Consider the following 25,055-nt stretch of genomic DNA (forward strand, 5'->3'; position numbering starts at 1 on the left):
TCAGATTCCTTGTCGGAGAGTGTGAAGATGCTCCCGGATGCAGGCGGCAGCCGGCTCGATGGCGGCCGTCACCTCCGGCGACATGGCGTCGCGGGTCTGGTCGAAGCGGCGTCCTTCAATCCCCACTAGCAACACCGTTGACGGGATCAGCTCCGGGTAGAGGAGCCTCCCGATATCCATGGTTTCCTTCAGGCCAATGAAATGGGCCGATATGGCGCCGGCGCCGAAATCGGGGAGCTCATTCCACCCGAGGTTGTGGATGGTTCCCGTCGGCGCGCCGAACTGGACCGCGTCCACGACGATCATGGCCGACTCATCGCCGGTCAGGTAGTCCAGGAGGTCGATCCCCCCCACGGCCGCGTAGTGGAGCGTGACCCTCGGCGGCAGGGGCGAGCCGGCCAGCTTCCGGTAGACCTCGAACCCTGCGGCGTCGTCGGCCACCAGGTCGTTGCCCACACAGACCACAACGATTCTGCCGAAAGCTACTGGGTCCTGAGACTCAGGCGGCACTGGTCCCCGCATGAGACAACCTCCGATTTCACCGGGCGGCAGATGAGCTCGTTCAAAATCCCGTCCAGGTAGGCGTGGAAGAGGCGGCAGAGGGCCGTCCCCAGGGTGAGCCCCCGCTTGGCGCAGACCTCCCGCAGAACGCAGTGGTCGAACAGGAGGGCGCGCTCCGTCCCTTCCCCCTCCAACCGGAACTGGTACCCCGCCTTCATGCGGGAATTGAGGAGCGCGACGATCTCGTCCAGGGTCGGGTTTGTAAGGTGGATCGGGAGCTTCCGCGCCATCTCCCGCCCGGCGATCCTCCCCACCGACGCCGTCGCCCCCCCCATGATGTTGTCGACGGTGGCGGCGAAGATGTCCAGCAGAAAGGCAACCTCGGTCGCGGCGTTTACATGGTCCTCAAGGGTGACCTGCTCCGTGGTCGCGGTGCTCATATGAATTTCTCCATCTTGGCGCAGAAGGCCAGATCCCGGTAAAAGTTTTTCACAATGTGATAATCCTCGTGGCGCAGCGCCCCGGAGGGGCAGAGGTAGGCGCAGCTCAGGCAGGCGATGCAATCGTCCCGGTGCTCCACCACGCAAAGCCGCTTCTCCTCGTCGAAGGCGAAGACCTTTGTGGGGCAGATGTCCACGCACATCTTGCAGCCGCGGCACGCCTCTTCATGAACATTTATCTCGACCATCAGCAGTTCCTCCTGATGACATGGGGCCTTTCGGCACGGTTCACGACGATCTCCAGGGGCATGGCCCCCAGGGCGTGGGTGGCGCAGGAGAGGCAGGGATCGTAGCAGCGGATGCCGAACTCCACCGCGTTGAGCAGGGCCTGGTCGTCGGGGCGGTTGATGACGTGGGAGGTGGCGGCCTGGGCGATCATGGTGTTGATCAGGGCGTAGTTCTGCTGGGTCGCCACGATGAGGTTCGCCGCCCGGACGATGCCGTTCTCGTCGATTTCGTAGTCGTGGATCAGGGTTCCCCGGGGGGCCTCCACGTGCCCCACCCCCCGTCCGCCGGAGAATTTCACCGGCACGCGGGTCTCGCCGTGGATCTCCGGCGATGCCATGATCTCCTGTGCCCGCTCGGTGCAGTAGAGAAGCTCGATCAGGCGGGCGTAGGGCTGGAGGGCATTGGCGTGGCAGGGACGGCCCATGGTCCGGACGAACTCCTCCCGCTCTTGGTCCGCCAGGGGGGTGCCGTACCGGTCGGAGACGTTGAGGCGGGCCAGGGGGCCGACCCGGTAGTCATGGCGGGTTTCCCCCTCCACGAAGGAGACCTGCTTCATGTAGGAGAACTCCACCGCCGATTCGGAGAGGTGGGTGTCGTAGTCGGCGGTGGGGAACTGGGCCTTCCGGGCTCCGCTCTCGTCAATGGCGCGTATCTCTCCGTTCACCAGGGCGATGGTGCCGTCGCCCTTCACGGTGCCGACGCTCCAGGCCGGGATGACCCACTGCTCCAGCATCGCCGGGTTGGCGTCGAGCATCTTCATCAGAAGCTGCTTCACCACCGGCGCCAGCTCCAGCACCAGCCCGTGGGCCTCCTGGATCCAGGCGTTCAGCTGGCGCTCCCGGTCGGCGTCGAGCACAAAGGCGATTCCCCCTGCCACCGAAGTGACGGGGTGGGTTCCCCGCCCACCGACCAGCTCGTTGATCTTCTGGCCGATGGAGCGGCATCGGAGGGCCTTTTTGGCGATGTCGGGGACCGCCTGCACCACCCCCACCACGTTGCGGATGGCGGGGTCGGCATCGAGCCCAAGGACCAGGTCCGGCCCCTGGAGCACGAAGAGGGAGAGGCAGTGGGAGTGGACCAGGTGCCCCATGTACATGAGCTCCCGCAGGAGTTTTGCCGCCGGCGGGGGCTCAACGCCCGCGGCGTTGTCCAGGGCGTTGGTGGCGGCCAGGTGGTGGGCCGTGGGGCAGACGCCGCAGATGCGGGCCGTTACCAGGGGCATCCGGTCCGCATCCATGCCGGTCAGAATCTTCTCGAACCCCCGCAGCTCGTTCACCACAAGCCCCGCCGCTTTGAGCGCCCCTGCATCGTCCAGGTCGATGAAGACCCGCGCATGCCCTTCGATGCGGGTGACGGGATCAATGGTTATGGTCTTGTTCATAGTCGTCTCGTTCCTCGTCGGTCCATTTCTGGATCAGGAAGGTGGGCTTCTCGCCGATCATGGGGGTCGCCATGGTGTAGGAGTAGTGGGTCTTGGCCGTCCGCTCGATCTCCCGGACGATGGCCTCCCGGGGGATCTCTGTCAGGCGCGACATCCGCTCGGCGATCTCGGTCCGGATGTCCCGGTTGGGCTCGGTCAGCACCTGCATGGTGGCCCCGGCGCAGCCGCTGCACGGGATTCCGTTCAGGGGGCAGGGGGACATGCAGCGGTCGAGGGTCACCGATCCCATGCAGAGGTATCCCTGGCTCAGGAAGCAGCGGTCCGGGTCGGGCACCCCTTCCGAATTCTTCCGGATCCGGTCCACGTCGCTCTTCTCCATCTTCCTCCGGCACCGGGCGCAGACCGATTCCCCGGTGGCGGTGCGGGGGGAGCGCCCTTCCAGGAGGGCCAGGAGGGCATCGAAGACAAAGGCCGGATGGGGAGCGCAGCCCGGGAGGTAGAGGTCCACGTCGATGACGCTGTCCAGGGGGGAAACGGACGGCTCCAGGGCCGATACCTCCCTCGTTGGCGGCGTATGGGTCCCCGTGGTCTTGTTGCCGGTGTAGACCGCGTCGATGATCTCCTGGCGGGAGTGGACGTTGCCGGCACCGGCGATCCCCCCGTACACCGCGCAGGAGCCCCAGGCGATGATCAGGTCGCAACTCTTGCGCATCTCGATGGCCGCGTGGCGGTCGTGCTCGGTCCGGATGGCGCCGGAGACGAGCCCCAGCTTCGCCTTCGGGTAGTCCTTCACGTCGGTCAGCACCGGGCAGCGCTGGATGGTGACCGATTCCAGAACCGCGAGGATCTTCTCGTGCAGGTCGACGATGGCCACATGGCAGCCCGAGCAGTCGCTCAGCCATTCCAGGTTTATGGGTATCGTGCTCACTGATCTTCCCCCTTTTTCCTGTGGATCACCAACCGCTTGTAGCAGGCGTTCTCCCCCGCGTGGAGGATCTCCAGGGTGGAATCGACCCCCATGACGTTCAGGAGCGCCCCGGAGAAAAAGCCGAACATCATGGTGCAGAGGGAGCCCTTCTGGTGGTGGCCGAAGCGGAAGAGGGACTGGCGGATCATGCAGTCCCGGAAAACGAGATGGAGGTCCTCGTCGCCGCTGTCGGTGGTCTGGACCAGGGCCGGCCGGTCATGGGTCTTGAACGGCTCGAAGTGCCAGAGGCAGTTGTTGTCGAGGAGCACCTGGTGAACGGCCTCCAGGGCCTCTTCCACGTCATCGGTCTTCCGGATATTGGCGGAAAGCTGCATGCCGAGCCGCTTGCCGGCCAGGTAGGTGATGCTGTTGGCGGATTCGCCGATGGCCTCTTCGATGCCGCTGGCGATGGCGCCGAGGAAGGTCATGGTCTCCTGGAGGGCGGCGCGGGTGGTCATGAGGTCGGACATAGTCAGGTCCCTTCTCCTGGGATAGGGTCACCTGACGGCCGGAATATCGTCGCGGGCGTGGTGACTCCGTTGTCACTCAAGGCGATTGCCTGAATTTGATTCAGAAACATCCTCAGGGCCTGGAGGCTGTCGTCCCGGCCAGGCCGCTTAGTTCGTCGTCGGAAAACATTCTGTCCAGATCAAGGACGATAACGAGCCGGTCCCCCATGTTGCCGACCCCCCGGATGGCCTCGCCATCGTATCCCGCGGCTCCCGCTGGCGCCGGCGACAGATCCTCGGCGGGCAGCTTCATGACCTGGCTCAGGGCATCGACAATAAAACCGACGGTTGCATTTCTCGTTGCGGTTATGACGATAACCTTATCTGCCTCGTCGACCGTGCATTCGGCGGTTATGTGAAACCGCCTGCGGAAGTCGATGACGGGGACGATCCTCCCCCGCAGGTTGATGATCCCTTCCACATGGCCGGGGGCGTTGGGGACGGCCGTGATGGGGGCCATTCTGATGATTTCCTGCACCTTGAGGATCTCGAAGCAGTACTCCTCATTCCCTACCCGGAAGCCGACCAGGTGAAGAGGCTTTCCCGCGGCTGATTTTCCCTTGGAAAGGGCTGGCAATGATGTCATGGGGAACCTTTGCTCCTCTGGCTTCGGCGCTTCGGTCTGTAAAACATCTTTTTGCAGTCAAGGTTGCGATTGCGTACCCATCGCATGCTGCGATATTGTGCTACTTCGTGCGTCAGGATAGAAGCACTCTCACTTGTATTGTTATTTATCGGCAGAGGGTATGGGATCTTTAGGTGTTTTTTTGAGAAATAATAAATAAACGAGAGTATAGGAAACGAAGGAAGGGAAACTGCATTTGAAAGGGGATTCCAGGGTTCGGTTTTTCAGAGGGGGGACATGAGCCGGGAGCGTGATGGCTGGAAAAAGGGGGCCCACGGTGGGCCCCCTGATCACTGCTTCATGCCTCCGTCGGTTCAATAGAAACGGCAAAGGCGCCGCCGTCTGGTGCGTCGAGTCTGATTGCCTCCGCCGTATCCCCGCTGCCGAGCCGGGTGAGAATTTCCCGGGAGAGAAGCGGCAGGAGACTGCTCCTCAGAATGTGGTCAATGGTCCGGGCACCGCTCTCCACCTCGGTGCAGCGGGCCGCGATGCGGGCCGTGACCGCCGGGGTCCACGTGAGCGACCTCCGGCTGTTCTCCCGGAGCCGATCCGCCACCCGTCCCAGTTTGAGGGTGACGATCTCCTCCAGGTACTCGGGAGCCAGGGTCAGGTAGGGGACCACCGACATCCGCGCCAGGAGTGCCGGCTTGAAGTGCCGGGAGAGGTGGGGGCGGATGGCCGCGGTCAGCTCCTCCGCCGTGGGCGCTTGATCCTCGCTGCAGAGGGAGGTGATGACCTCCGAGGCCAGGTTGCTCGTGAGGAATATGACCGTGTTGGCGAAGTCGATGACCCGCCCCTCGCCGTCCGCCAACATCCCCTTGTCAAAGACTTGGTAGAAGAGGTTCATGACGTCGGGGTGGGCCTTCTCCACCTCGTCCAGGAGGACCACCGAGTAGGGCTGGCGGCGAACCGCCTCCGTGAGGACTCCCCCCTCGCCGTACCCCACGTAGCCGGGCGGCGAGCCGATGAGGCGGCTCGTGGTGTGGCGCTCCTGGAACTCGCTCATGTTGATGACGGTGAGGAACCGCTCGCCGCCGAAGAGAAGATCGGCCACGGCCAGGGCCGTCTCGGTCTTGCCGACCCCCGAGGGGCCGACCAGGAGGAATACCCCCAGAGGCTGGCGCGGGTCCTTGAGCCCCGCCGCCGACGAGCGAAGCACTTCGGCCACGGCGGAGAGGGCCGGCTCCTGCCCCTTGATGCGGCGGCGGAGATCCTCCTCCAGGGAGAGGACCCCGGTGGCCCGATCCTTCTGGAGGCTCCCCAGGGGGATGCCGGTCCAGTCGGCCACCACCCGGGCCACCACCTCCGGGTCCACCTCAATCCGCACCAGTGGTGCGTCCCCCTGGAACACCGCCAGGCGGGCCGATGCCTCGGCTACCTGCTGTTGCAATTCTTCGCTGTTATCCGCTGCCAGCTCCTTTCGCAGGGTCACCACCTCCGCGGCCAGTTCCTGTTCCCGGTGCCACCGCTCCGTGACAGCCGCCAACTCCTCCCGCAGCACCGCCAGTTCATCGGTCAGGATTGCCAGACGCTCCTCGTCCACGGCCCGGCCGTGGAGCCGGTCCCGGGCGATGGCTGCCTTTTCACGCTCCAGGGCCTGAATGCGCCGCTCTTTCTCCTCAACGCTCCCCGGCTTGCCGGTGAGGAGGAGCTTCACCCGGGCCGCAGCCGTGTCCAGGAGGTCCACTGCCTTGTCCGGGAGCTGGCGCCCCGACAGATAGCGGGATGACAGTTCAGCCGCCGCCCGGATCCCGTCGTCCCGGACGGTGACCCCGTGGGCCGCCTCGTATTTCTCCTTCAGCCCCCGCAGGATGAGGACAGCGGTCTCCACGTCCGGCTCGTCCAGCTTCACCGGCTGAAACCGCCGGGCCAGGGCCGCGTCCTTCTCGAAATACTTCTTGTACTCGCTCCAGGTGGTGGCGGCGATGGTCCGCAGCTCTCCCCGGGCCAGGGCCGGCTTCAGGAGGTTGGCCGCGTCCCCCCCGCCTGCCTGCCCCCCGGCGCCGATTATGGTGTGGGCCTCGTCGATGAAGAGGATGATGGGGCGCGGCGACCCCTTCACCTCCTCGATAACTCCCTTCAGGCGGTTCTCGAACTCCCCCTTCACCCCGGCCCCCGCCTGGAGAAGCCCCAGGTCGAGTCCCAGAAGGCGCACCTCACGCAGGGCCTCGGGCACGTCCCCCTCCACGATGCGAAGCGCCAGTCCCTCGGCCACGGCGGTCTTCCCGACCCCCGCCTCCCCCACGATGATGGGGTTATTCTTTCGCCGCCGGGCCAGGATGTCGATCATCTGGCCGATCTCCCGGTCCCGCCCGAAGACCGGGTCGATCTTTCCATCCGTGGCCTGGCGGGTGAAGTCGGTGCAGAAGCGGTCAAGGGAGGTGGTTCCCCGGGGAGCCTCGTCGCCGGCTGTGGGGCGGATGTCGGCCGCTTGCTCCGCCGAGCCTTGCGTGGCCGTGCCGAAGCGGGCAAGAAGCGTCTCCCGCCCCACAGGCATGAGGAGGTCCATGTAACGCCCCGCCGTGAGCTGAAGGGGACGAGCGAGAAGCGCCAGGAGCAGGGCGCCGGAGCGGACCTGCTCCTGGCCCAGATCGAGGGAGGCGATGAGCCACCCCTCCTGGAGCCACTCCAGGAGGGGTGGCGAGAAGACCGGCTTCCCCGAGTTGCCGGCGGGAAGCTCGTCGAGAACCCGGATGATCCCGCCCTTCACGGCCGCAGCGTCCACCTCGAAAGCCCGGAGGATCAGGGGAAGATCCCCCCCGGGCTCGTCCAAAAGCCGGGCCAGGAGGTGCTCCACGGTCACCTCGTAGTGGCCCCTGGCCACGCAGAGCCCCGCCGCCCCCTCCAGGGCGCCGGAGCAGTGGGGATTGAGGCGGGAGATGAGGGATTTGAGGTCAACGGTAAGCATGGTATGTCATATTCTCCTTGGAATTGGTTGGATGAAAAGCTGGCGGTTGCCGAGGTGGCTCCTTCCGGTCACTCTCCGCCGGAAAAGCTCACCGACATCCTCCCGACATCCTCCCCCGACGTCACCCACACGTCCCACCCGAGCCGGATGCCGCTGCCGAGCATTGCCGGCGGGGTTTCGCCGGGGGCGAGGACCAGCTCGATCTCGTAGGCGAGGGGATCGGTGACGTAGAGAGAAACGAGGAGGTCGAGGCGCTTCCGCTCCGGGGTGCTGGGGAGGAGCGCGGCAAAGCGGTCGCGGCCCAGGGGGCCCACCTCGATGCGGAACATGCCGGAGCGGTCCGGGATCTCGGATCCCACAAAGGCGTCCTCGCCGAGGGTGCCCACCGTGCCGAGGCGGGAGCGCTCCTCCGGCGGCACTGTCACGGTGCGGGGGACAGCGGAGATCACCTCCACCGGGGCGTCGAGGGCGTCGGCCAGGAGGGTCCGCAGCCCCAGGGCCGACCGGGGGTGCCGGGCGAAGAGCCCCAGGTGGCGCAGGAGCGACCGGGGTTCGGGAAGCCCTGCCCGGAGCGTCCCGTCGCCGTGGCCCCCCAGGGAGTGGAGCCGTTCCTCGATCGCGCCGTTCCGGTGCTCGTCCATTTGCAGAAAGAGGCGGTATTTTCGGGCGACATCCGCGAAGAGACCGTAGAGGTGCCGGTTCACGATGTCGAGGAAATCCCGGCTGGCGGTACTGTCCGTGGCCTCCTCGTCGATGAGCTCTTCGGTGTAGAAGGAGGGGAGGGGGGTCGCCTGGCCGTAGAGTCCCAGAAACGTGGCGGTGATCCGGTAGCCGTCGCCGCGCCGCTCGACTCCGGCCACGTCCGAGGCCGGAAAGCCGAAGGATAGCTTGGGGACCACCTCGACCGGCCGCCTGGTCCCGTCCCTCTCGGCGAGGAGCTCCAGGATCCGCAGCACCTGGAGGAAGGAGAACTCGTGCCCCCGGGCGAGGATCTCCCGTTCTAGAGGAGCGGCTGGTAGCCGGCTCTCGGTGGCCACTGGTACTCCTCTCCCCGCACGGTTTCGCGGATCGTAAGGCGCGTGAAGGTGTTGAGGGTGGCGCTTCCCGCCAGGAACTCGTCCAGGACCGAACCGAAGAGGAAGAGGTCTCCCGGCCCGGCGAAGTGGTCGCCCCGGGCGTCGATCCGGATTTCAAGCCCCCGCATGGGGGCGCCCCGCACGATGCGGTCCGTGGGCCGGGCTGTTACCCGCTCAATCCCCTCGATCCGGCGCCGGTTGGCCGCAAGCCGGGTCCGGTCGCCGCCGGGGAAGAGGTAGAGGGCGAGGCACTCCCGCAGGTTGTCGGCGTGGGCCAGAGAGAGGCGGCTCAGGGGGATTGCCGAGAGGAGCCTCCAGAGGAGGTTCGGCCCCAGGGGCGGGGGAACCGAGGGAGTGATGGGGGTGATGTTGCGGAACGAGGCGAAGGCCGGCACATCCCTGGTGGGCTCGCTGACATCGCCGACCCGGAGGCTTTCCGGGAGCCTGCCGTTGGTGCAGGTGAGGGAGACCGACAGGGTCGTCCCCAGGGACGGGACGCTCCCCGGCGGGTAGGCGAGGGAGAGCCGGACATCGCAGCCGTCCCTGAAGGGGGATGCTGCGATGGCGGTATGGTAGATGGGGCGGTCGGGAGCCGGCGTCCGGAACTGCTCGAAGGGAAAGAGGGGGTACTCCCGGGAGGTGCCGCGGTCGAAGGCGACGACCTGGTCCACGGAGAAAACCTCCGCGTGTTCGGGCGGTATCGTCGCCGGCCGCAGAAGGTGGTGCTCTTTCCGGTGGTCCAGGAGGATCGGGTTCGCATCGTGGGGAAAGAGATTGACGGCCGGGGCCGCGAAGAGGGCAACGCTCTCTCGGCTCACCCGGGGGGCCTGGGCCGGGGCGCTCCGCAGCTCGAAGGTGACACTGAACCGGGTGCCGGCGCCCCGCCCGGTCCACTGCTCCCAGCCGGTCAGATCGAGGAAGAAGAACCGGCGGGGGGCTGCCAGGTACTCCTGGAGCAGCCGGTAGCCGGGGAAGGCGTGGGACGGGTAGGGGATGAGGGGTTCGTCCCCGGCGAATCCCGCCGGTTTGAGGCAGGACGGCGGCAGGACGGCGCTCTTCCCCCCCTCGGCGGGGGTGATGATGATCCGGGAGAGGGAGCGGGAGAGGAGAAGGTGGAGCTCCGCCGCCTCGGCCTCCTCGGCCGCCAAGAAGAGCCGCAGGGACCGGGGGCTCCACTGGTCGAGGGTGGTCCCCGCCAGGGCCAGTTGCAGGGTCACGGCCGGTGGGCGGCCGGCCGGCTGGTCGAAGGAGGCGTCCCGAAGGGCCAGGGGATGCACCTCCACCGGGCTCGTGGTGCGGAAGAGGCAGCGGGTCCCCTCCACCGGCACCGAGGCGAGCCTCATTCCGGCCGGGATGGTCTGGGTCTGGACCAGGGAGGGCTTCGGCTCGAAGGCGACGATGGTGGTGGCCGGCACCGGCCGCAGGTAGTGGGGGGCCACCAGTCGCATCAGGTCGTGGACCAGCTCGGGGAAATCGTCGTCCAGCTTCTGGCGCAGAAGCGCCGTCTGGAAGGCGACCCCTTCCAGGAGCCGCTCCACGTCCGGGTCGGCCGAGGTCCCCCCCAGCATCGGCGCCAGGGCCGGGTGCATCCGGGCGAATTCAGACCCCAGTTCCTTGAGGCGGGCAAGCTCTTCCTGGTAATGGCGGGTAATCATCGCAATCCTCTATCGTTTCACGGCTATCTTGCCGTCGGTGTCCACCACGGTTTCGAAGCGGACTGTTCCCCCCCCGTCGCCGGCGGCATGGGCGATGATCTGGAAGCGGAGTGCCAGCACGTCGTCCTCCTGGGGAACGAAGGCGACCCGCACCCCCTGGAGCCGCGGCTCATAGGCAAGGATGGCCGCGCGGATGCTCTGTTCGATCTCCCGCACCGAGTCGGGGTAGGTCTGGAGGAAGTCGAGAAAGTCGGGTACCCCGTAGTCGGGGGCGATGGGGGTGCTCCCCTGGCGGGTGTTGAGGATCTGGCGCAGGTGGGCCAGGATCGAGTCCACGAGGCGGCCGTGGTCGGTGCGGCCGCGTCTCGACGGGTCCCGTTCGAAGGAGCGGATTCGTTCCAGAAGACGTTCTTCACGCATGGGACACTACCCTCGGGCCACCACCATCAACTCCGCCTCCAGGTCGGCGGGGGCGCTGGTCCAGTAGAGGGCAAGGGTGTGCTCCCGCTCCACCAGGGGCCACTGGTCGCTGGCGGCATCTACGGCGAAGTAGTGGGTGTCGGAGCGGCGCGGCAGCTCCTGGGGGGGAATCGGCAGGTGGCTCAGCTCGATGCCGGAAAGTGCCCGGGCCGCCAGGACCGGCAGGTGCTCCCGGGCGCTGAGCTTGGCAGCGGTCCCCAGGGAGGGGAGGAACGCGGTCGGCTCCTCCTTCGTCCGCAGGGCCAGGTAGTAGCGGTTCCCGCCGTCGAAGACCGCCGGTTTCAGCTCGGCGCTGAAGAAGGTGCCGTCGTGGAGAAGGCGGATCACGTAGTCGGGGCCGGCGGTGATCTCGTCCAGGAGCTGGGCAATCAGGTCCCGGGCCGCGGTGAAACAGTCTCCCAGGGCGCGGTGGTCATAGGGGGGAAGGAGGCGGACCCCGTCGTCCAGGTCCCCCATGGCGGAAACCCGCTCCGAGAAGGAGGTCAGCTCGCCGATGAGCTGGCGCAGGGCCCCGTAGGCGTCCCAGGGGTGGACCCGCCGGGCCTCGGTAAGGTGGAAGAGGAGCGGCACGTGGCGGTTCAGGGAGCGGAGCGCCAGGAGGTAGACCAGGTCCCGGGAGCCGAACTCGGCGTTCTGGACCCCCCGCTGCTTCTTGTGCTCCTCCAGCTGCCGCCCCCGGGCCGCCACCTGGTCCCGGATCTCCCGCACGACGCGGAAGAGGGGCTCGCTCGTTTCCAGGGCGAGGCAGGGGGGGATGAAGCGGCGGGAGAGGCGCACCTCGGCACCGAAGCGCTCCAGCCGGGCCACGGGAATAAGGTGCCAGTCCCCTAGCTGTTCCCGCTCGCTGTCCCAGAAGATCTTCAAAACGTGGCGAAGCCGCTTCACCTGCCCCGGAGGGCCGCCCGTGTGGAGGTCCCGGGCCTCCTCCGGGTCCATGGGAGCGGCGAAGCGGGTGGAGACCGATGCAAGCCCCTCCAGGCGCTCCACCGTCGTCACGTTCTCCCCCGCTTCCTGCCACTTGCGGATGCCCACGGAGACCATGAGGGGTCTGTCCCCCTCAAGCCAGGCACCGTTGAAGGAGCGGGGCTCGCAGAGGGCGTTCTCGCCCATGACCGCCCAGGTGCCGTCGGGGAAGAGGAATTCCCCCGAGAGGATGCTGAAGATTCCGGTGCCGAGGGCGCTCTCCTCGATTTCAAGTTTCCCGGCACCCCAGAAATGGGGGTGGAGATGGCGGAAGAGGGGCGAGAGGCGCCCCTGGATCGAGAGGTCGAGAAGCTGGAAATGCTGGGGCTGGAGAAAGAGCCCCTGGTGCCAGTGAAGGGGTGGATGGGCGGTCATGGCTTTTCGGTCTCCTCCTTCACGTCCTGGATCTCCTGGGGTCCGAGGAGGAGTTTCATGTCAATCCTTCCCGGCTTCACGATCTTCGTCCGGCTGAAAAACCCCGTGGTCTCCTCCACGGAGGGGATGGTGGAGAGCCGTGCCGACCGATCCTTGTCAAGGCGGTAGTAGCCGGCAACGAACCCCACGTAGCGGGCCCCTTCGGCCCGGTCCAGGGACTCGTTCAGCTCCTGCCCCGGCTGGATCACGAGGCGCTTTGCGGTCGCCACTCCCGGATCGAACCGGCCGCACTCCAGGAGCTTCGACATGCCGTCGGGCTCGGAGCGGAACTGGTTGAAGGCGTTGGGGTCCCTGAGCTGGTAAAGACAGGCAACGAGGGCGTGGGGGCTCTTCTGGAAGAGATTCAGCTGCGGGTCACCCTTCAGGGTGACGGAGATGGCATCCTTCTCGTAGCCCCAATCCAGCGGAGGCGTTGCCTTCGGGGTGGATGTGCAGGAACAAAGCGATGCTATGGCGGATACATAGAGCAGCAAAGCGGCTCGACGCTTCATGGGCTTCTCCTATGGATGGTGTCGTCGGCAAGAGATAGGACAGACGGGTGGGGAGGAAATGAGATATTCCTAAGTTTGCCAAAAATAAAAAAATTCTTATTATCATTTTTCATGTATGCATGTCAATCAGCTTGCATTGACGTGGGGCAAGTAACGGAGCACTACTGTGTCATTGCTGGCGGCGCAGCGAAGGCCAAAGGGGGCAGAATTGTGATCTGACGGCGTGAAAAGAGTAGAGACTTTGCTAAAGTTGACAGGCGTATCTATCTGTTGCCGGTGAGGTGGCCATGAGTACCCATGATTCCCCTGTTCACATCGTTGTCGTAGGGTGTTTGATTCGAAACGAGCTCGGAGAGATCCTGTTGATCCGGCACCATAAACGTGGCTGGGAAATCCCGCAGGGGCGTGTCGAGGCAGGGGAAGGGATTGTCGATGCGCTTCGCCGGGAGGTGAGAGAGGAGACGGGTGTCGAGATTAAACCGGGACCCCTTGCAGCCGTCTGGTCCAAGGTTTCACCTCCTGCGTCGCTAATCCTCACGTTTCTGGCAGACTATGCGGACGGTGAACTGGCTCCCAGCGATGAAACGCCGGAACTGGGATGGTTTAGCGAGAGCGAAGGGGTGGAGCTGATTGCTCACCCCGTGACGCGGGACCGGCTCAGGGCGCTTCTGGACTATTCGGGAACGGTTGCCTGTTTCTCGTACGCAACCAATCCATACAAGCTGTTGGGAAGTTTGGGGCAGCCATAGCCGCTAGCTATTCCATCCCTAGCCGGTTCATCTTTTTGTATAAAGCGGTGCGATGGATCCCCAGCATGCGTGCGGTCAGCGCCCGGTTCCCACCCGCCGCCTGCAGGGCCGATTCTATGGCGGCCCGCTCCGCCCGGGCTGTCTGTTCTTCCAGGGTGCCGGAGACCGCGACGGTCTGTCCCTTGTTAAGCGCCGGCGGCAGGTGGTGGGGCTCTATGGTCAATCCCTGGGATTTCCAGGCCATCTGGCGCATGACCCCGCGCAGTTCCCGCACATTGCCGGGCCAGTCGTGGGACATCAACGCCTCGGTGGCCCCGGCGGAAATCTTGAGCATCGGCAGCTCTTCGCGGCGTGATACTTCCGCCAGAAAATGCTTCGCCAGCAGCGGAATGTCTTCCGGCCTGGACCTGAGGGGGGGGATCTCGAGGGGGAACTCGTTGATGCGGTAATAGAGATCGGCGCGGAACCTGCCTTTGTTGACGTTTGTCATGAGATCGCGGTTCGTTGCGGCCACCAGGCGAAAGTCGACGGGGAGCGGCGCCGTGCCTCCCAGGCGGTCTATCTTGCGCTCCTCAAGCACCCGCAGCAGCTTGGCCTGACTGTCGAGGGGGAGTTCACCGATCTCATCGAGAAAAAGGGTCCCGCCGCACGCGAGCTCGAACTTGCCGGGCTTCCCCTTTTTCCTGGCGCCGCTGAAGGCCCCTTCTTCGTAGCCGAACAGTTCCGATTCGATCAGGTCGCGGGGGATTGCGCCGCAGTTTACCGCGATGAAAGGCCCCTTGCTCCTTCTCGAAGCTTCGTGGAGCGCCTGGGCGAACAGTTCCTTGCCGGTCCCGCTCTCGCCCAGGATCAGCACCGTCGCGCCGGAGTCGGCCACGCGGCGTGCCTGTTCGATGAGTGCCAGCATTTCCTTGTTTTTGGTGAGGATGTTGTGGAACGAACAGCGCTTCCCCCGCATTTCATCCAGCAGGGTCTCGAAACGCTCCACCTGGAGCTCCATGGTCCGCACCTTGGTCACCAGCTTTTCCACCTGTTCCGTGCTCTTGAAGAGAATTCTCCCGAAAGCGCCCATCACCTTGTTGTCCCGCCGGATGGGAAGATTCACCGTAACCTTGGTCTTGCCGTGCAGGTCGACGACCTGGGCGTGTTCGGCCACGCCGGTGCGGGCCACCTCCGACAAATGGCTGGCCGGCGCAATGGCTGACAGGTCGAGCCCCCGCCCGCCCCCGACTTCCAGCCCCAGCCACTGCTCGTTGGAAGGGCTGAGCAGGGTGACCTTCCCGGTGTTGTTGACGACTGTCAGTCCCTCGTAGGGGTTGTCGAGGACCATTTTCACCATCTCTTCATTCAGGCAGCACTCTCCGTACGGCCCCAGTATATGGTCCGCAGCCCGGACATGCCGGATTACCAGCAGTTCCACCCGCTGCCGCCCCTCCGCCTGCACGAACCACTTTCTCCCCCAGAAGGTCCATTCCCCCTCTTTCAGTTCCCGCAGCTTATCGGGAGGAAAATCACCCTCTCTGAACTCCAGGTTCGTCGTGTCGAAAAACTCCCGGTTCAGCGCGGCAATGCGGCCTGATGCGTCGAGGAGGACGATGCCGCATCTGCAGTAGTCTGCTTTGAGGAGCAGTGAAGCGGGGGTGGCTGTATCCATTGGTCGACATGTCTCCTTTTGGGTTCATTGCGGCAAAATCAGCCGTCTGTCCGGGGCGGCGGGCCGAGTGTGTATACGTCTGTCTACACGTGTTGGAATATAACAAATCGTTTTCAATGTGTATACAACAAAAATACGGTTAAATATTAATATGTTGCGATGTTATTGTGATTGTTGGCTTTGTTGGCACAAGTGTTGGATATAAAGACGTTATAAAAAACAAAATGCCTGCGTCGGCATGAGGAGGGACGAATGTTTAATACCAGCGAAGAAATACGCATTGTGACGGAAACCATACGCCAGGCAGCACGGGAGCAGATTGCCCCCGTGGCCGCATCCATCGACGCGACCGGTGAGGTTAACGGCGAGGTGGTGTCGCTGTTGTGGGATCTGGGGCTCATGACCCTGGTGTTTCCGCCGGAGTATGGCGGCGCGGAACAGAGCCAGGGGACGCTGCTCTGCACGGCAGTGGAAGAGATCGCGCGCCACTGCGCCTCATCCTCCTTAATGCTGATCATACAGGCCGTCGGCAGTTTCCCGCTGCTTCACGGCGGCAGCCGGGAACTCCTGGAGCGGGTGCTCCCCCGGATTGTGGAGAGGCGGGAGTTGGCCGCCTATCTGGTCTCCGAGCCGGGGGCCGGGTCCGATGTCGGCTCCATCCGCACCACGGCGGTCAGGGACGGCAACGAGTACGTCATCTCCGGCACCAAATGCTTCTCTACCAACGGGCCGGTGGCCTCCTACTACACCGTCCTGGCGCGTACCTCCGAGAACGGCCGCAACGGCCTCAGCTTTTTCCTGGTGGATGCCGGTACTCCCGGACTCAAGGTGGGAAAAATCGAAAAGAAGCTGGGCCAGCGCGGGTCAAAGACCTCTGAGATGTATCTCGACGAGGTGCGGGTTCCGGCCGGCAACCTCCTCGGCGAAGAGAACAAGGGGTTCCTCCTCGCCATGAAGGACTTCGACATGTCCCGTCCCGCCATCGGCGCCCAGGCCCTGGGCATCGCCGAAGGGGCCTTCGACCAGATGGTGAAGCATTCCCGGGAGAGGAAGACCTTCGGGCAGCCGCTCTGCGAGCACCAGATGATCCAGCAGATCATCGCCGACAGCGCCACCAAGATAGAGGCGGCGCGCGGCCTTATCTACCGGGCCGCGGCCCTCTACGACCAGGGGCGGCGCAATACCAAGCTCGCCTCCATGGGAAAGCTCTTCGCCTCCGACGCAGCCATGCAGATCACCACCGACGCCATTCAGGTCTTCGGCGGCTATGGCTACATGCAGGACTACCCGGTGGAACGGATGTTCCGGGACGCCAAGCTGACCCAGATATTTGAGGGGGCCAACCAGATTCAGCGGCTGGTCATCGCCCGGGAGATACTGAAAGAGGCCGCCTGACCCCGGACGCGTGAATTTTCGCACTGATAAAAGGAGAGATCCCATGAAACATCTTACCGAAGAACAGAAACTGACGCTGGACATGGTGCGCGACGTGGCGACCCGCGAGATCGCGCCCCGGGCGCTGGAGCTCGACGAGAAATCGCTCTTTCCGGAGTACGCCCGCGACCTCTTTGCGAAGTTGGGGCTCCTCAACCCGCTCCTCCCCGCGGCATACGGCGGCACGGAGATGGGTGTCCTGACACTGGCCCTGATTCTCGAGGAACTGAGCCGCGTCTGCGCCTCCACCGCCCTCCTCCTCATCGCCCAGACCGACGGCATGCTCCCGATCATCCACGGGGGGAGTCCGGAGCTGAAAGAGCGCTATCTGCGCCGGTTCACGGGTGAATCCACCCTGCTGACCGCCCTGGCCGCCACCGAGCCGGCCGCCGGTTCAGACCTCCTCGCCATGAAGACCCGAGCCGAGCGCAAGGGCGACAAGTATGTCATCAACGGGCAGAAGTGTTTCATCACCAACGGCTCGGTGGCCGACGTCATCGTCGTGTACGCCTATACCGACCCGGAGAAAGGGTCCAAGGGGATCAGCGCCTTCGTCGTGGAGAAGGGGACCCCGGGGCTCGTCTACGGCCGCAACGAATCGAAGATGGGGATGCGTGGTTCCATCAACTCCGAGCTCTTCTTTGAGAACATGGAGGTCCCGGCGGAAAACATCATCGGCGCCGAAGGGACCGGCTTTGCCAACCTCATGCAGACCCTCTCCACCAACCGCGTCTTCTGCGCGGCCCAGGCCGTCGGCATCGCCCAGGGGGCTTTGGATATCGCCATCAGGCACACCCAGGATCGGGTGCAGTTCGGCAAGCCCATCGCCCATCTTGCGCCGGTTCAGTTCATGATCGCCGACATGGCAACGGCGGTGGAAGCCTCGCGGCTGCTGACCCGGAAGGCGGCGGAACTCCTCGATGACGGAGACAAGAAGGCGGTGCTCTACGGCAGCATGGCCAAGACCATGGCGAGCGACACCGCCATGCGGGTGACCACCGATGCCGTGCAGGTGCTCGGCGGCTCCGGCTACATGAAGGAAAACGGCGTGGAGCGGATGATGCGGGACGCCAAGCTGACCCAGATCTACACCGGGACCAATCAGATAACCCGCATGGTGACGGGGAGGGCCCTGCTGTTCCAGTAAAAGGGTAACAACAGGAATGTATCGTGACATCAGGCGAATAGCCTTAAGAGTGGAGAAAGAGAATGGCTAGGACAAATGTGATGATCGCCGAGACCTTTCCGGAATATCTGGTCGACCACAACCTGATCGACGGTGAGGTGGAGAGCCTCTGCAACGGCATGGTCCGGTACGAGAAACGGCCGGCCCGTCGCCGTGACGGGTCGGTGGCGGAGGGGCTCTACAACGCCTGGATCATCTTCAACAATCCCAGGCAGTACAACTCCTATACGACCGACATGGTCAAGGCCGCCATCCTTGCGTTCCGGCGGGCCTCCGTCGACCGCGAGGTGAACGCCGTGGTCTTTACCGGCGTGGGGGACAAGGCGTTCTGCACCGGCGGCAACACCAAGGAGTACGCGGAGTACTACGCCGGCAACCCCCAGGAGTACCGGCAGTACATGCGGCTGTTCAACGACATGGTCTCCGCCATCCTCGGCTGCGACCGGCCGGTCATCTGCCGCGTCAACGGCATGCGGATCGGCGGGGGGCAGGAAATCGGCATGGCCTGCGACTTTTCCATCGCCCAGGACCTGGCCAAGTTCGGCCAGGCCGGCCCCAAGCACGGTTCGGCCGCCATCGGCGGTGCAACCGACTTTCTGCCGCTCATGATCGGCTGCGAGCAGGCCATGGTCTCCGGCACCCTCTGCGAGCCCTTCTCGGCCCACAAGGCGGCCCGGCTCGGCATCATCGCCGACGTGGTGCCGGCCCTCAAGGTGGGGGGGGAATTCGTCGCCAACCCCACCGTCGTCACCGACCGGATGCTCGACGAGTACGGCCGTATCGTCCACGGCGAATTCAAGACCGGCGCCGACTTCAAGGCGGGACAGGTCCGGATCAAGGAAGGGGAGATTGATCTGAGCCTCCTGGACCAGAAGGTGGAAGAGCTGTGTGCCAAGCTCCTGGAGACCTTCCCCGAGTGCATGACCAAGAGCCTGGAAGAACTGCGCAAGCCAAAGCTCCAGGCGTGGAACCTGAACAAGGAAAACTCCCGCGCGTGGCTGGCGCTCAACATGATGAACGAGGCCCGCATCGGCTTCCGGGCTTTCAATGAAGGGAGCAAGGAGGGCGGCCGCGAGATCGACTTCGTCAAGCTGCGCCAGGGGCTGGCCAAAGGCACGCCCTGGACCGAGGAGTTGATCGAACTATAAAACAAACGGGGGTATCGGTTATGGAAAGCGTAAAAAATGCCAAGCGCAGCTATGAAAAGGAGTACCGGCAGAAAGTCTGTTCGCCGGAAGAAGCCGCGGCAGTCGTCAAGTCGGGGGATTATCTCTGCTTCCCCATCAGCGTCGGGGAGCCGACGCTCTTCGTGAGGGCGTTGGCGGCCCGCAAGCACGAGCTGGAAGGGGTCGTCATCAACCAGCAGCATCACCTCTGCCCCGATTACTTCACGGAGGATTCGGCTCCGCACATAAAGGTCAACGCATGGTTCACGAGCCACGTCTCCCGCGAGGCGGTCCAGAAGGGGTGGGCGGATTTCGTTCCCAACTATTTCCATGAAGTTCCCCGGCTGTTGCGTGATTACTGGCCCGTCGACGTGGCCGGGACGGTGGTTTCTCCCATGGACGAGCACGGCTACTTCACCTGCAGCCTCTCCGTCGCCTACACCATGGAGGCGGTCAAGAAGGCAAAGAAAGTGGTGGTGCAGGTGAACCCCCAGGCCCCCCGGACCCACGGCAACTGCCACATTCACATCTCCGAGGTGGACCACATCATCGAGTGCGACGAACCCCTTGCATCCCTGACCATCCCCCCCATCACGCCGATTGAAGAGTCTATCGGCGGCTATATCTCGGAACTTGTGGAGGACGGTTCATGCCTGCAGCTCGGTTGGGGAGGCATACCGAATTCGGTCTGCAAGGCGCTGCTGCACAAAAAGGATCTGGGGATACACACCGAGCTCCTTTCCGACGGCATGGTGGACCTGATGCTCAGCGGGGCGGTCAACAACTCCCGCAAGCAGACCCATACCGGCAAGACCGTCGCCACGTTCGCCCTCGGCACCAGCCGGCTCTATGAGTTCATGAACGAAAACCCGCGGATAGAGATGCACCCGGTGGATTACGTCAACTATCCCCACAACATCGGCAAAAACGACAACGTGGTGTCGATCAACGCCACGCTTGAGGTGGACCTCCTCGGCCAGTGCTGTTCCGAGTCGTTCGGGCATCTGCAGTACAGCGGAACCGGCGGCCAGGCCGATTTCGTCCGCGGATCGAATATCTCCAACGGCGGCAAAGGCTTCATCACTACGGCGGCCACCGCCAAAAACGGAACCATATCACGCATCGTCCCGACCTTGGCGCCGGGAGCATCCGTCACCACCGGGAAGAACGATGTGGATTATGTGGTCACTGAGTTCGGGGTCGCCAAGCTCCGGGGGCAGACGGCCCGGCAGCGGGCCCTTAACCTGATCAGCATCGCACACCCCGATTTCCGGGGCGAACTCACCGAGGCGGCCAGAAGGATGAACCGAATTTAGAGTCTGGCGGTGCATGAGCATTGCATTCCCGCAATCGGTTGGGAGGGGGTAGGTAATGAGATGCAAATTGATGTTCTGTGCAACGGCGTCGGTAATGCTTGCGGCGCCGGTATCGGCCCAGGAAGTTCCACAGCAGTCTCCGCCTGCGTATAACTGTGATTTTGAGCCGGCCTGCGAGGTGAGCCCCGGCATCTATGGGAATATGGCGTCACCTGTCACGAGCAAATTCAAACTGTCGATCGGCGGCTTTGTAAAGCTCGATTATGTGTACAACTCCGTCAATCTGGGGTCCGCAAACGGTATCGGCCTTGTGGCGACGCTGCAACCCAACGGCATTCCCAAAACCAGCTCGGTTGCGGCGCAGCAGGATCAATCCCTCTTCTCCGCCCGACAGAGCCGCATCTGGTTCAAGGCCGAAGGACCGACATTTCTAGGCGCCAGGACGGGCGCACTGATCGAGACCGATTTTTTCGGCTCCGGCGGCAGCAGCAATGAAACCGCCACCATGCGGATCAGGCTTGCTTACGGCACACTCGACTGGGCAAACACTCAAATCCTCTTCGGACAGTCCTGGGATCTCTTCGGGCCGGCGGCGGCATCCACCGTCGACTTCGGCCAGGGGCAGACCGCCGGCAACCCCACTACCCCCCGCGTTCCCCAGTTACGGGTGACGCAGAAAGTGAAGCTGAGCGAACAGAACTCTCTCAAGCTCATCGCGGCGCTGCAGAATCCGGTGCAGGACAGCAACACCGCAAACGGCACTGCGGGGGAATCCTGGGGAGCCAAGCCCAACATTGCCGGACAGGCAATGCTTGTCAGCAAGGCGCTCGGCGTTGCTCCCGGATTCTGGGGGCTCCCCATGAACCAGTTGACGGTTGGATTGTTCGGCCTTTACGGTAATCAGGAGATAGCGGGCAACGGGGGAACGGTTGATTCGTGGGGATACGGCCTGTACGCGTTCGTGCCGGTTCTGAGGTCCGCGGATGGCAAAAGCAGGGCCATGACCGCCTCCTTTGAAGGGCAGGCGTACCGGGCCGCCAACATGTCGTTCAACTATGCGACCGTCAGCCCGTTAATCGGCCCGCAGGGGGACAAGACCGGCGCCAAGGGGTACGGCCTGTTCGGGCAGATGATATTCTATCCGACCCAGAATCTGGGCATCACCGCCGGGTACGGCATGAGGGGTGCGGAAAATTTCGCAAGTTATACCCGGAGCGGCATCAAGGACTTCCAGAAATCAAATTCCCAGGCCTTTGCCAATATCGCCTACGACCTCAACGCCGCCGTCAGGGTTGCAACGGAGTATCAATATGTGAGCACCCGGTACGGCAACGTTACCGCAGGCACTTCTGATTTCGGGAAGGCGAACGTGTTCCGTTTCTCGATGATCTACTTCTTCTAGCAGTTTGCTTTGGGAGAGAGGGCAGGAATTCAAATGAATTCCTGCCCTTCTTGCTGTCAACCTGTTGATATTTTAGTGTTTAGCTGCTTTTGCCACGCCGTAGCCGGTGGTCTGCCGGACAAAGAGTTCTTCGAACATCTCCTCCTCACGCCGGTTTCGGAAGAGAAGGGTGGCAACGATAGTCACGAGGAAGCCGATCGGCACCGAGACAATGCCCGGATTTTTGAGTGGGAAAAGCGGGGCATCGAGCCCCACCAGCGAGGTGCCATTCTTGTTCTGGGCATAGTCAAGCCGCGCTTTTTCCAGGGCCTTCAGCTCCTTTTCGGCCAGCACCGCCCCTGCAGCCTGCTTTTTCTCCATTGCCAGGACGACCTTCTGGGCGTCGGCGGCGATTTTTTTCGGGTAGGTCATGTTGGGTGAAACCATCAGTACGGCGATGGTTACCACCGTACCGACAACCAACCCGGCGATGATGCCCGCGGAATTGAAGCGCTTCCAGAAGAGCGCGAAGATGAGGACCGGGAAATTGGCCGAGGCGACAACGGCAAGGGCCAGACCCACAAGCTGGGCGATGTTCAGGTTTTCGCAGGCAATGCCGAGCACGATGGCAACGGCGCCGACAAAGAAGGACGCAACCCTCGCCACCTTTATCTGCGTGCCTTGATCTGCCTTGCCCCCCTTGACGACATTGACATAGAGGTCGTGGGCGATGGCCGCCGATGACGCAAGAACCAGCCCCGATACCACCGCCAGGATGGTGGCAAATGCAACGGCACAGACGAACGCCAGCAGCAGGTCACCGGCAATGGTTCCGGCGCCGCCCCCCACATACTGGGCAATCATCAGCCCCGCCATATTCCCCCCCTTGTCAAGGGCGGTGATCTGCTGGGGGGTAACATAGAGGGCCGCGCCGAATCCCAGGAACGAAACCATGATCAGGAAGGCGCCGATCAGGAACATGGAAACGACCACGCTTTTTCGCGCTTCCTTGGCGTTGGGGACGGTAAAAAAGCGCATCATCACATGGGGCAGACCTGCGGCCCCAAGAATCCAGGCAAGGCCGAGCGATATCTGGTCCAGCGGGTTCTTGAAGAACAGCCCCAGCTCCAGGAACCGCTGGCCGTAGTCGAAACCCGGCTCGGCGGTGGTATGTTTCATGACCCCCCGCACATGGTCCTGAATCGCCTGGCTCGCTGCCACGCTGTCGAAGAAACCGAGCAGGTTGAATCCGGATTTCCAGAGGATTGCGATGCTCAGCACAAGACCGGTGAACATGAGGAGCGCGGCCTTGATGATCTGCACCCAGGTGGTGGCCTTCATCCCTCCCAGGGCCACATAGACGATGATCAGGGCGCCGACGCCGATGATCGAAGCCTTGTAGGGGATGCCCAGCAGCAGCTGCATCAGCTTGCCGGCCCCGACCATTTGCCCGAGAAGGTAGAAAATCGAGACGACCACGGCAGAGAGGGAAGCGACCGCACGGACCGCTTTTGATGACGAGCGAAAGGCAAGGATATCTCCGAGGGTATACTTGCCGGCATTGCGGCAGGGTTCGGCAATGATGAGCAGGATGGTCAGGAAGCTGATGATGATTCCCACCGAATACATGAAGCCGTCGGGGCCGAAGAGCGACATCAGCCCCGTAATCCCGAGGAAGGTGGCGGCGGAAAGGAAATCTCCCGCAATGGCCCAGCCGTTCTGCATCCCCGAGATGCCGCCGCCGGCGGCATAATAATCGGCAGCGGTACTGGTGCTCTTCGACGCCCAGACGACAATCCCCGCCGTGGCGGCGATGATCACCAGGAACATGCTGATGGTGAACCCCCGGTTGGTCTGCATCTTTTTGGGCGCGGCGGCCGGGGCTTTTGCAGCCGTGGCGCCGGGGTTGTTCGGAGTGGCGGGGAGGGCCGAAGGAGCAGCAACTGCGGGCGTCTGTGTCGAGGCAACCGCCACCGTCTGGGGAGTTGGCTTGGCCGGAGGAGTTGCCGCCAGGGCCCATGAACCGAAAACGGAACCGATCACCAAAGAAAAAAGTAGTGTTCTCATTGAGATTTCTCCTTAATGATCAATTCGACCAGTTCTTTCGTGAGAGGATCAAATTCCTTATTCGATTTGCGGGTGTAGTAAACGGCGATGGCCCACGACAAAACGAACTGGAACAGACAAAACAGATAACCGAAATTCAGCCTGCCGATTACCTTCGTATTAAAGAGTCCCGGCGCGGTAATTGCTCCGATAAGCAAGAGAAAGTACGACGTCGCCCCCACAACCCATAATCCCACCAGAAAGCGCATTTTTGCCCGGTGCAGTTCCACAAATTTCGGATGACTGGCGATGGCTGCCCAATTGATTTCCATTTCTGCCATTGGTCTCCCCCTTGTTCTTTGAACGTCCACGATTCCCTATCAGTTATTCATTACACCCCTTGAAACTACCCGCACCTCCTCGTCATTATTCCGTCCCTGGGCTTCCGCCTATTTGGATTCGAGGGCCTTTACCAGGCCGCGGATCATGTTGTTGTACGGCGTCGGCATCCCGGCCTGGGCTCCATATTCGATAATCTTGCCGTTGATGAAGTCGATCTCCGTCCTACGGCCGGCCTCAAGATCCTGCAGCATGGACGGCTTATGGTTTCCGGCGCTTTTGAGGTAATTGATGCAGTACGGGTAAAAGTCGGAACCGAGGGAAAATTCGTTGGCCCGGGCCACGGCAACGCCTTCCTTGATCAGGGCATCGACCAGATCGGAGAGCATGGGGTCGATGGTGATCTCGATCATGGTTTTGCGGGTTACCGCGCAGATGGCGTTCATGCACGAGTTCATCACCGACTTGCGCCAGACCATGTCCGTGATCTTGTCGGTGTGCCCCGTATCGAGCCCGCAGGCGGTGAAGACGTTGCAGATGCCGACGGCCGCATCCCGGGACTGGGGGTCGAGTTCCTGGATAAAGTGCGGGCGATGATGGAAGGCAAGCCGGATATGGCACGGGCCCACCGGAACGCAGCCGTAATTGACGACCCCCCGCATGACGTTCTTGCGGCCGAGATGCTCCGCCAGCACCAGTTCGGTGTCGATACCGTTCTGCCAGCTGATGACGTAGCGCCCCTCGGCCACAAATCCTTCCAGGGCGGAAGCGATCAGGGGCAACGCCGTGGCCTTGACCGTAACGACTATGACATCGGGCGGATCGTTGACGAGATCGTCCACGCTGGTGGTAACCCGTGTCACCTTGGCCTGCAGGTTGTCGACCCCTTCCAGGATTATCCCCCGATCCAGGGCCGGTTCGAGAAGACTCGGGATTACATCGCAGAGTGTGACGTCATACCCCCCCTTGGCGAGAAAGGCGGCCACGGTCGCCCCCACCGGTCCGGCGCCGATCACTGCAAATTTCGTTGGTTTGTAATTGCTTGTTTCCATAGGTGACTCCTTG

At 63.2% G+C, this 25,055-nt stretch carries 23 protein-coding genes; 6 read left to right on the forward strand and 17 right to left on the reverse strand.

The features are described 5' to 3' along the window. From KI811_RS06650 to tssJ, 13 genes are all read right to left on the reverse strand, one after another. Positions 1-522 carry a hydrogenase maturation protease gene (locus tag KI811_RS06650; protein ID WP_214185689.1) on the reverse strand — a complete coding sequence of 174 codons (522 nt, stop codon included), beginning with the start codon at positions 520-522 and terminating at the stop codon, positions 1-3. Continuing rightward, entirely contained in the window at positions 483-941 is a 459-nt protein-coding gene (locus KI811_RS06655) for a hypothetical protein (protein WP_214185690.1), read from the reverse strand. The genes KI811_RS06650 and KI811_RS06655 overlap by 40 nt, the downstream gene beginning before the upstream one ends. Beyond that, entirely contained in the window at positions 938-1,189 is a 252-nt protein-coding gene (locus tag KI811_RS06660; RefSeq protein ID WP_214185691.1) for a 4Fe-4S dicluster domain-containing protein, read from the reverse strand. The genes KI811_RS06655 and KI811_RS06660 overlap by 4 nt, the downstream gene beginning before the upstream one ends. Next, positions 1,189-2,610: a Ni/Fe hydrogenase subunit alpha gene (locus KI811_RS06665; RefSeq protein ID WP_214185692.1), complete on the reverse strand. Its 1,422-nt coding sequence runs from the start codon at positions 2,608-2,610 to the stop codon at positions 1,189-1,191. The genes KI811_RS06660 and KI811_RS06665 overlap by 1 nt, the downstream gene beginning before the upstream one ends. Next, positions 2,588-3,538 (reverse strand): NADH-quinone oxidoreductase subunit B family protein, encoded by a 951-nt coding sequence (locus tag KI811_RS06670; protein WP_214185693.1) that lies wholly within the window; start codon positions 3,536-3,538, stop codon positions 2,588-2,590. The genes KI811_RS06665 and KI811_RS06670 overlap by 23 nt, the downstream gene beginning before the upstream one ends. Next, entirely contained in the window at positions 3,535-4,047 is a 513-nt protein-coding gene (locus KI811_RS06675) for a hypothetical protein (protein WP_214185694.1), read from the reverse strand. Before KI811_RS06675 ends, KI811_RS06670 begins: the two co-directional genes overlap by 4 nt. Before the next feature lie 112 nt (positions 4,048-4,159). Further along, entirely contained in the window at positions 4,160-4,672 is a 513-nt protein-coding gene (locus KI811_RS06680; RefSeq protein ID WP_214185695.1) for a chemotaxis protein CheW, read from the reverse strand. A 337-nt stretch (positions 4,673-5,009) separates the two neighbouring features. After that, complete coding sequence (tssH, locus tag KI811_RS06685; RefSeq protein WP_214185696.1) at positions 5,010-7,619, reverse strand: type VI secretion system ATPase TssH; 2,610 nt, start codon at positions 7,617-7,619, stop codon at positions 5,010-5,012. Positions 7,620-7,687: 68 nt separating this feature from the next. After that, positions 7,688-8,656, reverse strand: a complete 969-nt coding sequence (tssG, locus tag KI811_RS06690) for a type VI secretion system baseplate subunit TssG (protein ID WP_214185697.1) — start codon at positions 8,654-8,656, stop codon at positions 7,688-7,690. After that, on the reverse strand, positions 8,620-10,350 hold the full coding sequence (tssF, locus tag KI811_RS06695) for a type VI secretion system baseplate subunit TssF (protein ID WP_214185698.1): 1,731 nt from the start codon (positions 10,348-10,350) through the stop codon (positions 8,620-8,622). The genes tssG and tssF overlap by 37 nt, the downstream gene beginning before the upstream one ends. 9 nt (positions 10,351-10,359) lie before the next feature. Next, the gene (gene tssE, locus KI811_RS06700; RefSeq protein ID WP_214185699.1) at positions 10,360-10,770 is read right to left on the reverse strand and encodes a type VI secretion system baseplate subunit TssE; all 411 of its coding nucleotides are present in this window, start codon (positions 10,768-10,770) and stop codon (positions 10,360-10,362) included. A gap of 6 nt (positions 10,771-10,776) precedes the next feature. Next, positions 10,777-12,168 (reverse strand): type VI secretion system baseplate subunit TssK, encoded by a 1,392-nt coding sequence (tssK, locus tag KI811_RS06705; protein ID WP_214185700.1) that lies wholly within the window; start codon positions 12,166-12,168, stop codon positions 10,777-10,779. After that, on the reverse strand, positions 12,165-12,719 hold the full coding sequence (gene tssJ / locus KI811_RS06710) for a type VI secretion system lipoprotein TssJ (RefSeq protein WP_214185701.1): 555 nt from the start codon (positions 12,717-12,719) through the stop codon (positions 12,165-12,167). The genes tssK and tssJ overlap by 4 nt, the downstream gene beginning before the upstream one ends. A gap of 287 nt (positions 12,720-13,006) precedes the next feature. Between tssJ and KI811_RS06715 the strand changes: the two genes are divergently transcribed. Further along, entirely contained in the window at positions 13,007-13,468 is a 462-nt protein-coding gene (locus KI811_RS06715) for an NUDIX hydrolase (protein WP_214185702.1), read from the forward strand. Between the two features lie 7 nt (positions 13,469-13,475). On the opposite strand, the gene KI811_RS06720 is transcribed toward KI811_RS06715, so the two are convergent. Then, a complete protein-coding gene (locus KI811_RS06720; RefSeq protein WP_214185703.1) occupies positions 13,476-15,122 on the reverse strand; it encodes a sigma-54 interaction domain-containing protein in 1,647 nt (548 codons plus the stop codon). 252 nt (positions 15,123-15,374) lie between these two features. On the opposite strand from KI811_RS06720, the gene KI811_RS06725 reads away from it, so the two are divergent. The 5 genes from KI811_RS06725 to KI811_RS06745 all read left to right on the forward strand — a co-directional run bounded on the left by KI811_RS06725 (position 15,375) and on the right by KI811_RS06745 (position 21,626). Then, complete coding sequence (locus KI811_RS06725) at positions 15,375-16,517, forward strand: cyclohexane-1-carbonyl-CoA dehydrogenase (RefSeq protein WP_214185704.1); 1,143 nt, start codon at positions 15,375-15,377, stop codon at positions 16,515-16,517. Between the two features lie 43 nt (positions 16,518-16,560). Beyond that, complete coding sequence (locus KI811_RS06730) at positions 16,561-17,703, forward strand: cyclohex-1-ene-1-carbonyl-CoA dehydrogenase (RefSeq protein ID WP_214185705.1); 1,143 nt, start codon at positions 16,561-16,563, stop codon at positions 17,701-17,703. A gap of 62 nt (positions 17,704-17,765) precedes the next feature. Next, the gene (gene oah / locus KI811_RS06735; protein ID WP_214185706.1) at positions 17,766-18,890 is read left to right on the forward strand and encodes a 6-oxocyclohex-1-ene-1-carbonyl-CoA hydratase; all 1,125 of its coding nucleotides are present in this window, start codon (positions 17,766-17,768) and stop codon (positions 18,888-18,890) included. A 20-nt stretch (positions 18,891-18,910) separates the two neighbouring features. Beyond that, positions 18,911-20,224, forward strand: coding sequence for a succinyl-CoA:cyclohexane-1-carboxylate CoA transferase (locus KI811_RS06740; RefSeq protein WP_214185707.1), 1,314 nt, complete (start codon positions 18,911-18,913; stop codon positions 20,222-20,224). Positions 20,225-20,279: 55 nt separating this feature from the next. Further along, positions 20,280-21,626, forward strand: a complete 1,347-nt coding sequence (locus tag KI811_RS06745) for a hypothetical protein (RefSeq protein WP_214185708.1) — start codon at positions 20,280-20,282, stop codon at positions 21,624-21,626. A 72-nt stretch (positions 21,627-21,698) separates the two neighbouring features. On the opposite strand, the gene KI811_RS06750 is transcribed toward KI811_RS06745, so the two are convergent. The 3 genes from KI811_RS06750 to KI811_RS06760 all read right to left on the reverse strand — a co-directional run bounded on the left by KI811_RS06750 (position 21,699) and on the right by KI811_RS06760 (position 25,042). Continuing rightward, positions 21,699-23,672, reverse strand: coding sequence for a solute symporter family protein (locus tag KI811_RS06750; protein ID WP_214185709.1), 1,974 nt, complete (start codon positions 23,670-23,672; stop codon positions 21,699-21,701). Further along, positions 23,669-23,992, reverse strand: coding sequence for a DUF485 domain-containing protein (locus tag KI811_RS06755; protein ID WP_214185710.1), 324 nt, complete (start codon positions 23,990-23,992; stop codon positions 23,669-23,671). The genes KI811_RS06750 and KI811_RS06755 overlap by 4 nt, the downstream gene beginning before the upstream one ends. 108 nt (positions 23,993-24,100) lie before the next feature. Next, on the reverse strand, positions 24,101-25,042 hold the full coding sequence (locus tag KI811_RS06760; protein ID WP_214185711.1) for a ketopantoate reductase family protein: 942 nt from the start codon (positions 25,040-25,042) through the stop codon (positions 24,101-24,103). Positions 25,043-25,055: the final 13 nt, after the last annotated feature.

The organism is Geobacter hydrogenophilus (assembly GCF_018501225.1).
In the GTDB taxonomy this organism is placed as follows: domain Bacteria; phylum Desulfobacterota; class Desulfuromonadia; order Geobacterales; family Geobacteraceae; genus Geobacter; species Geobacter hydrogenophilus.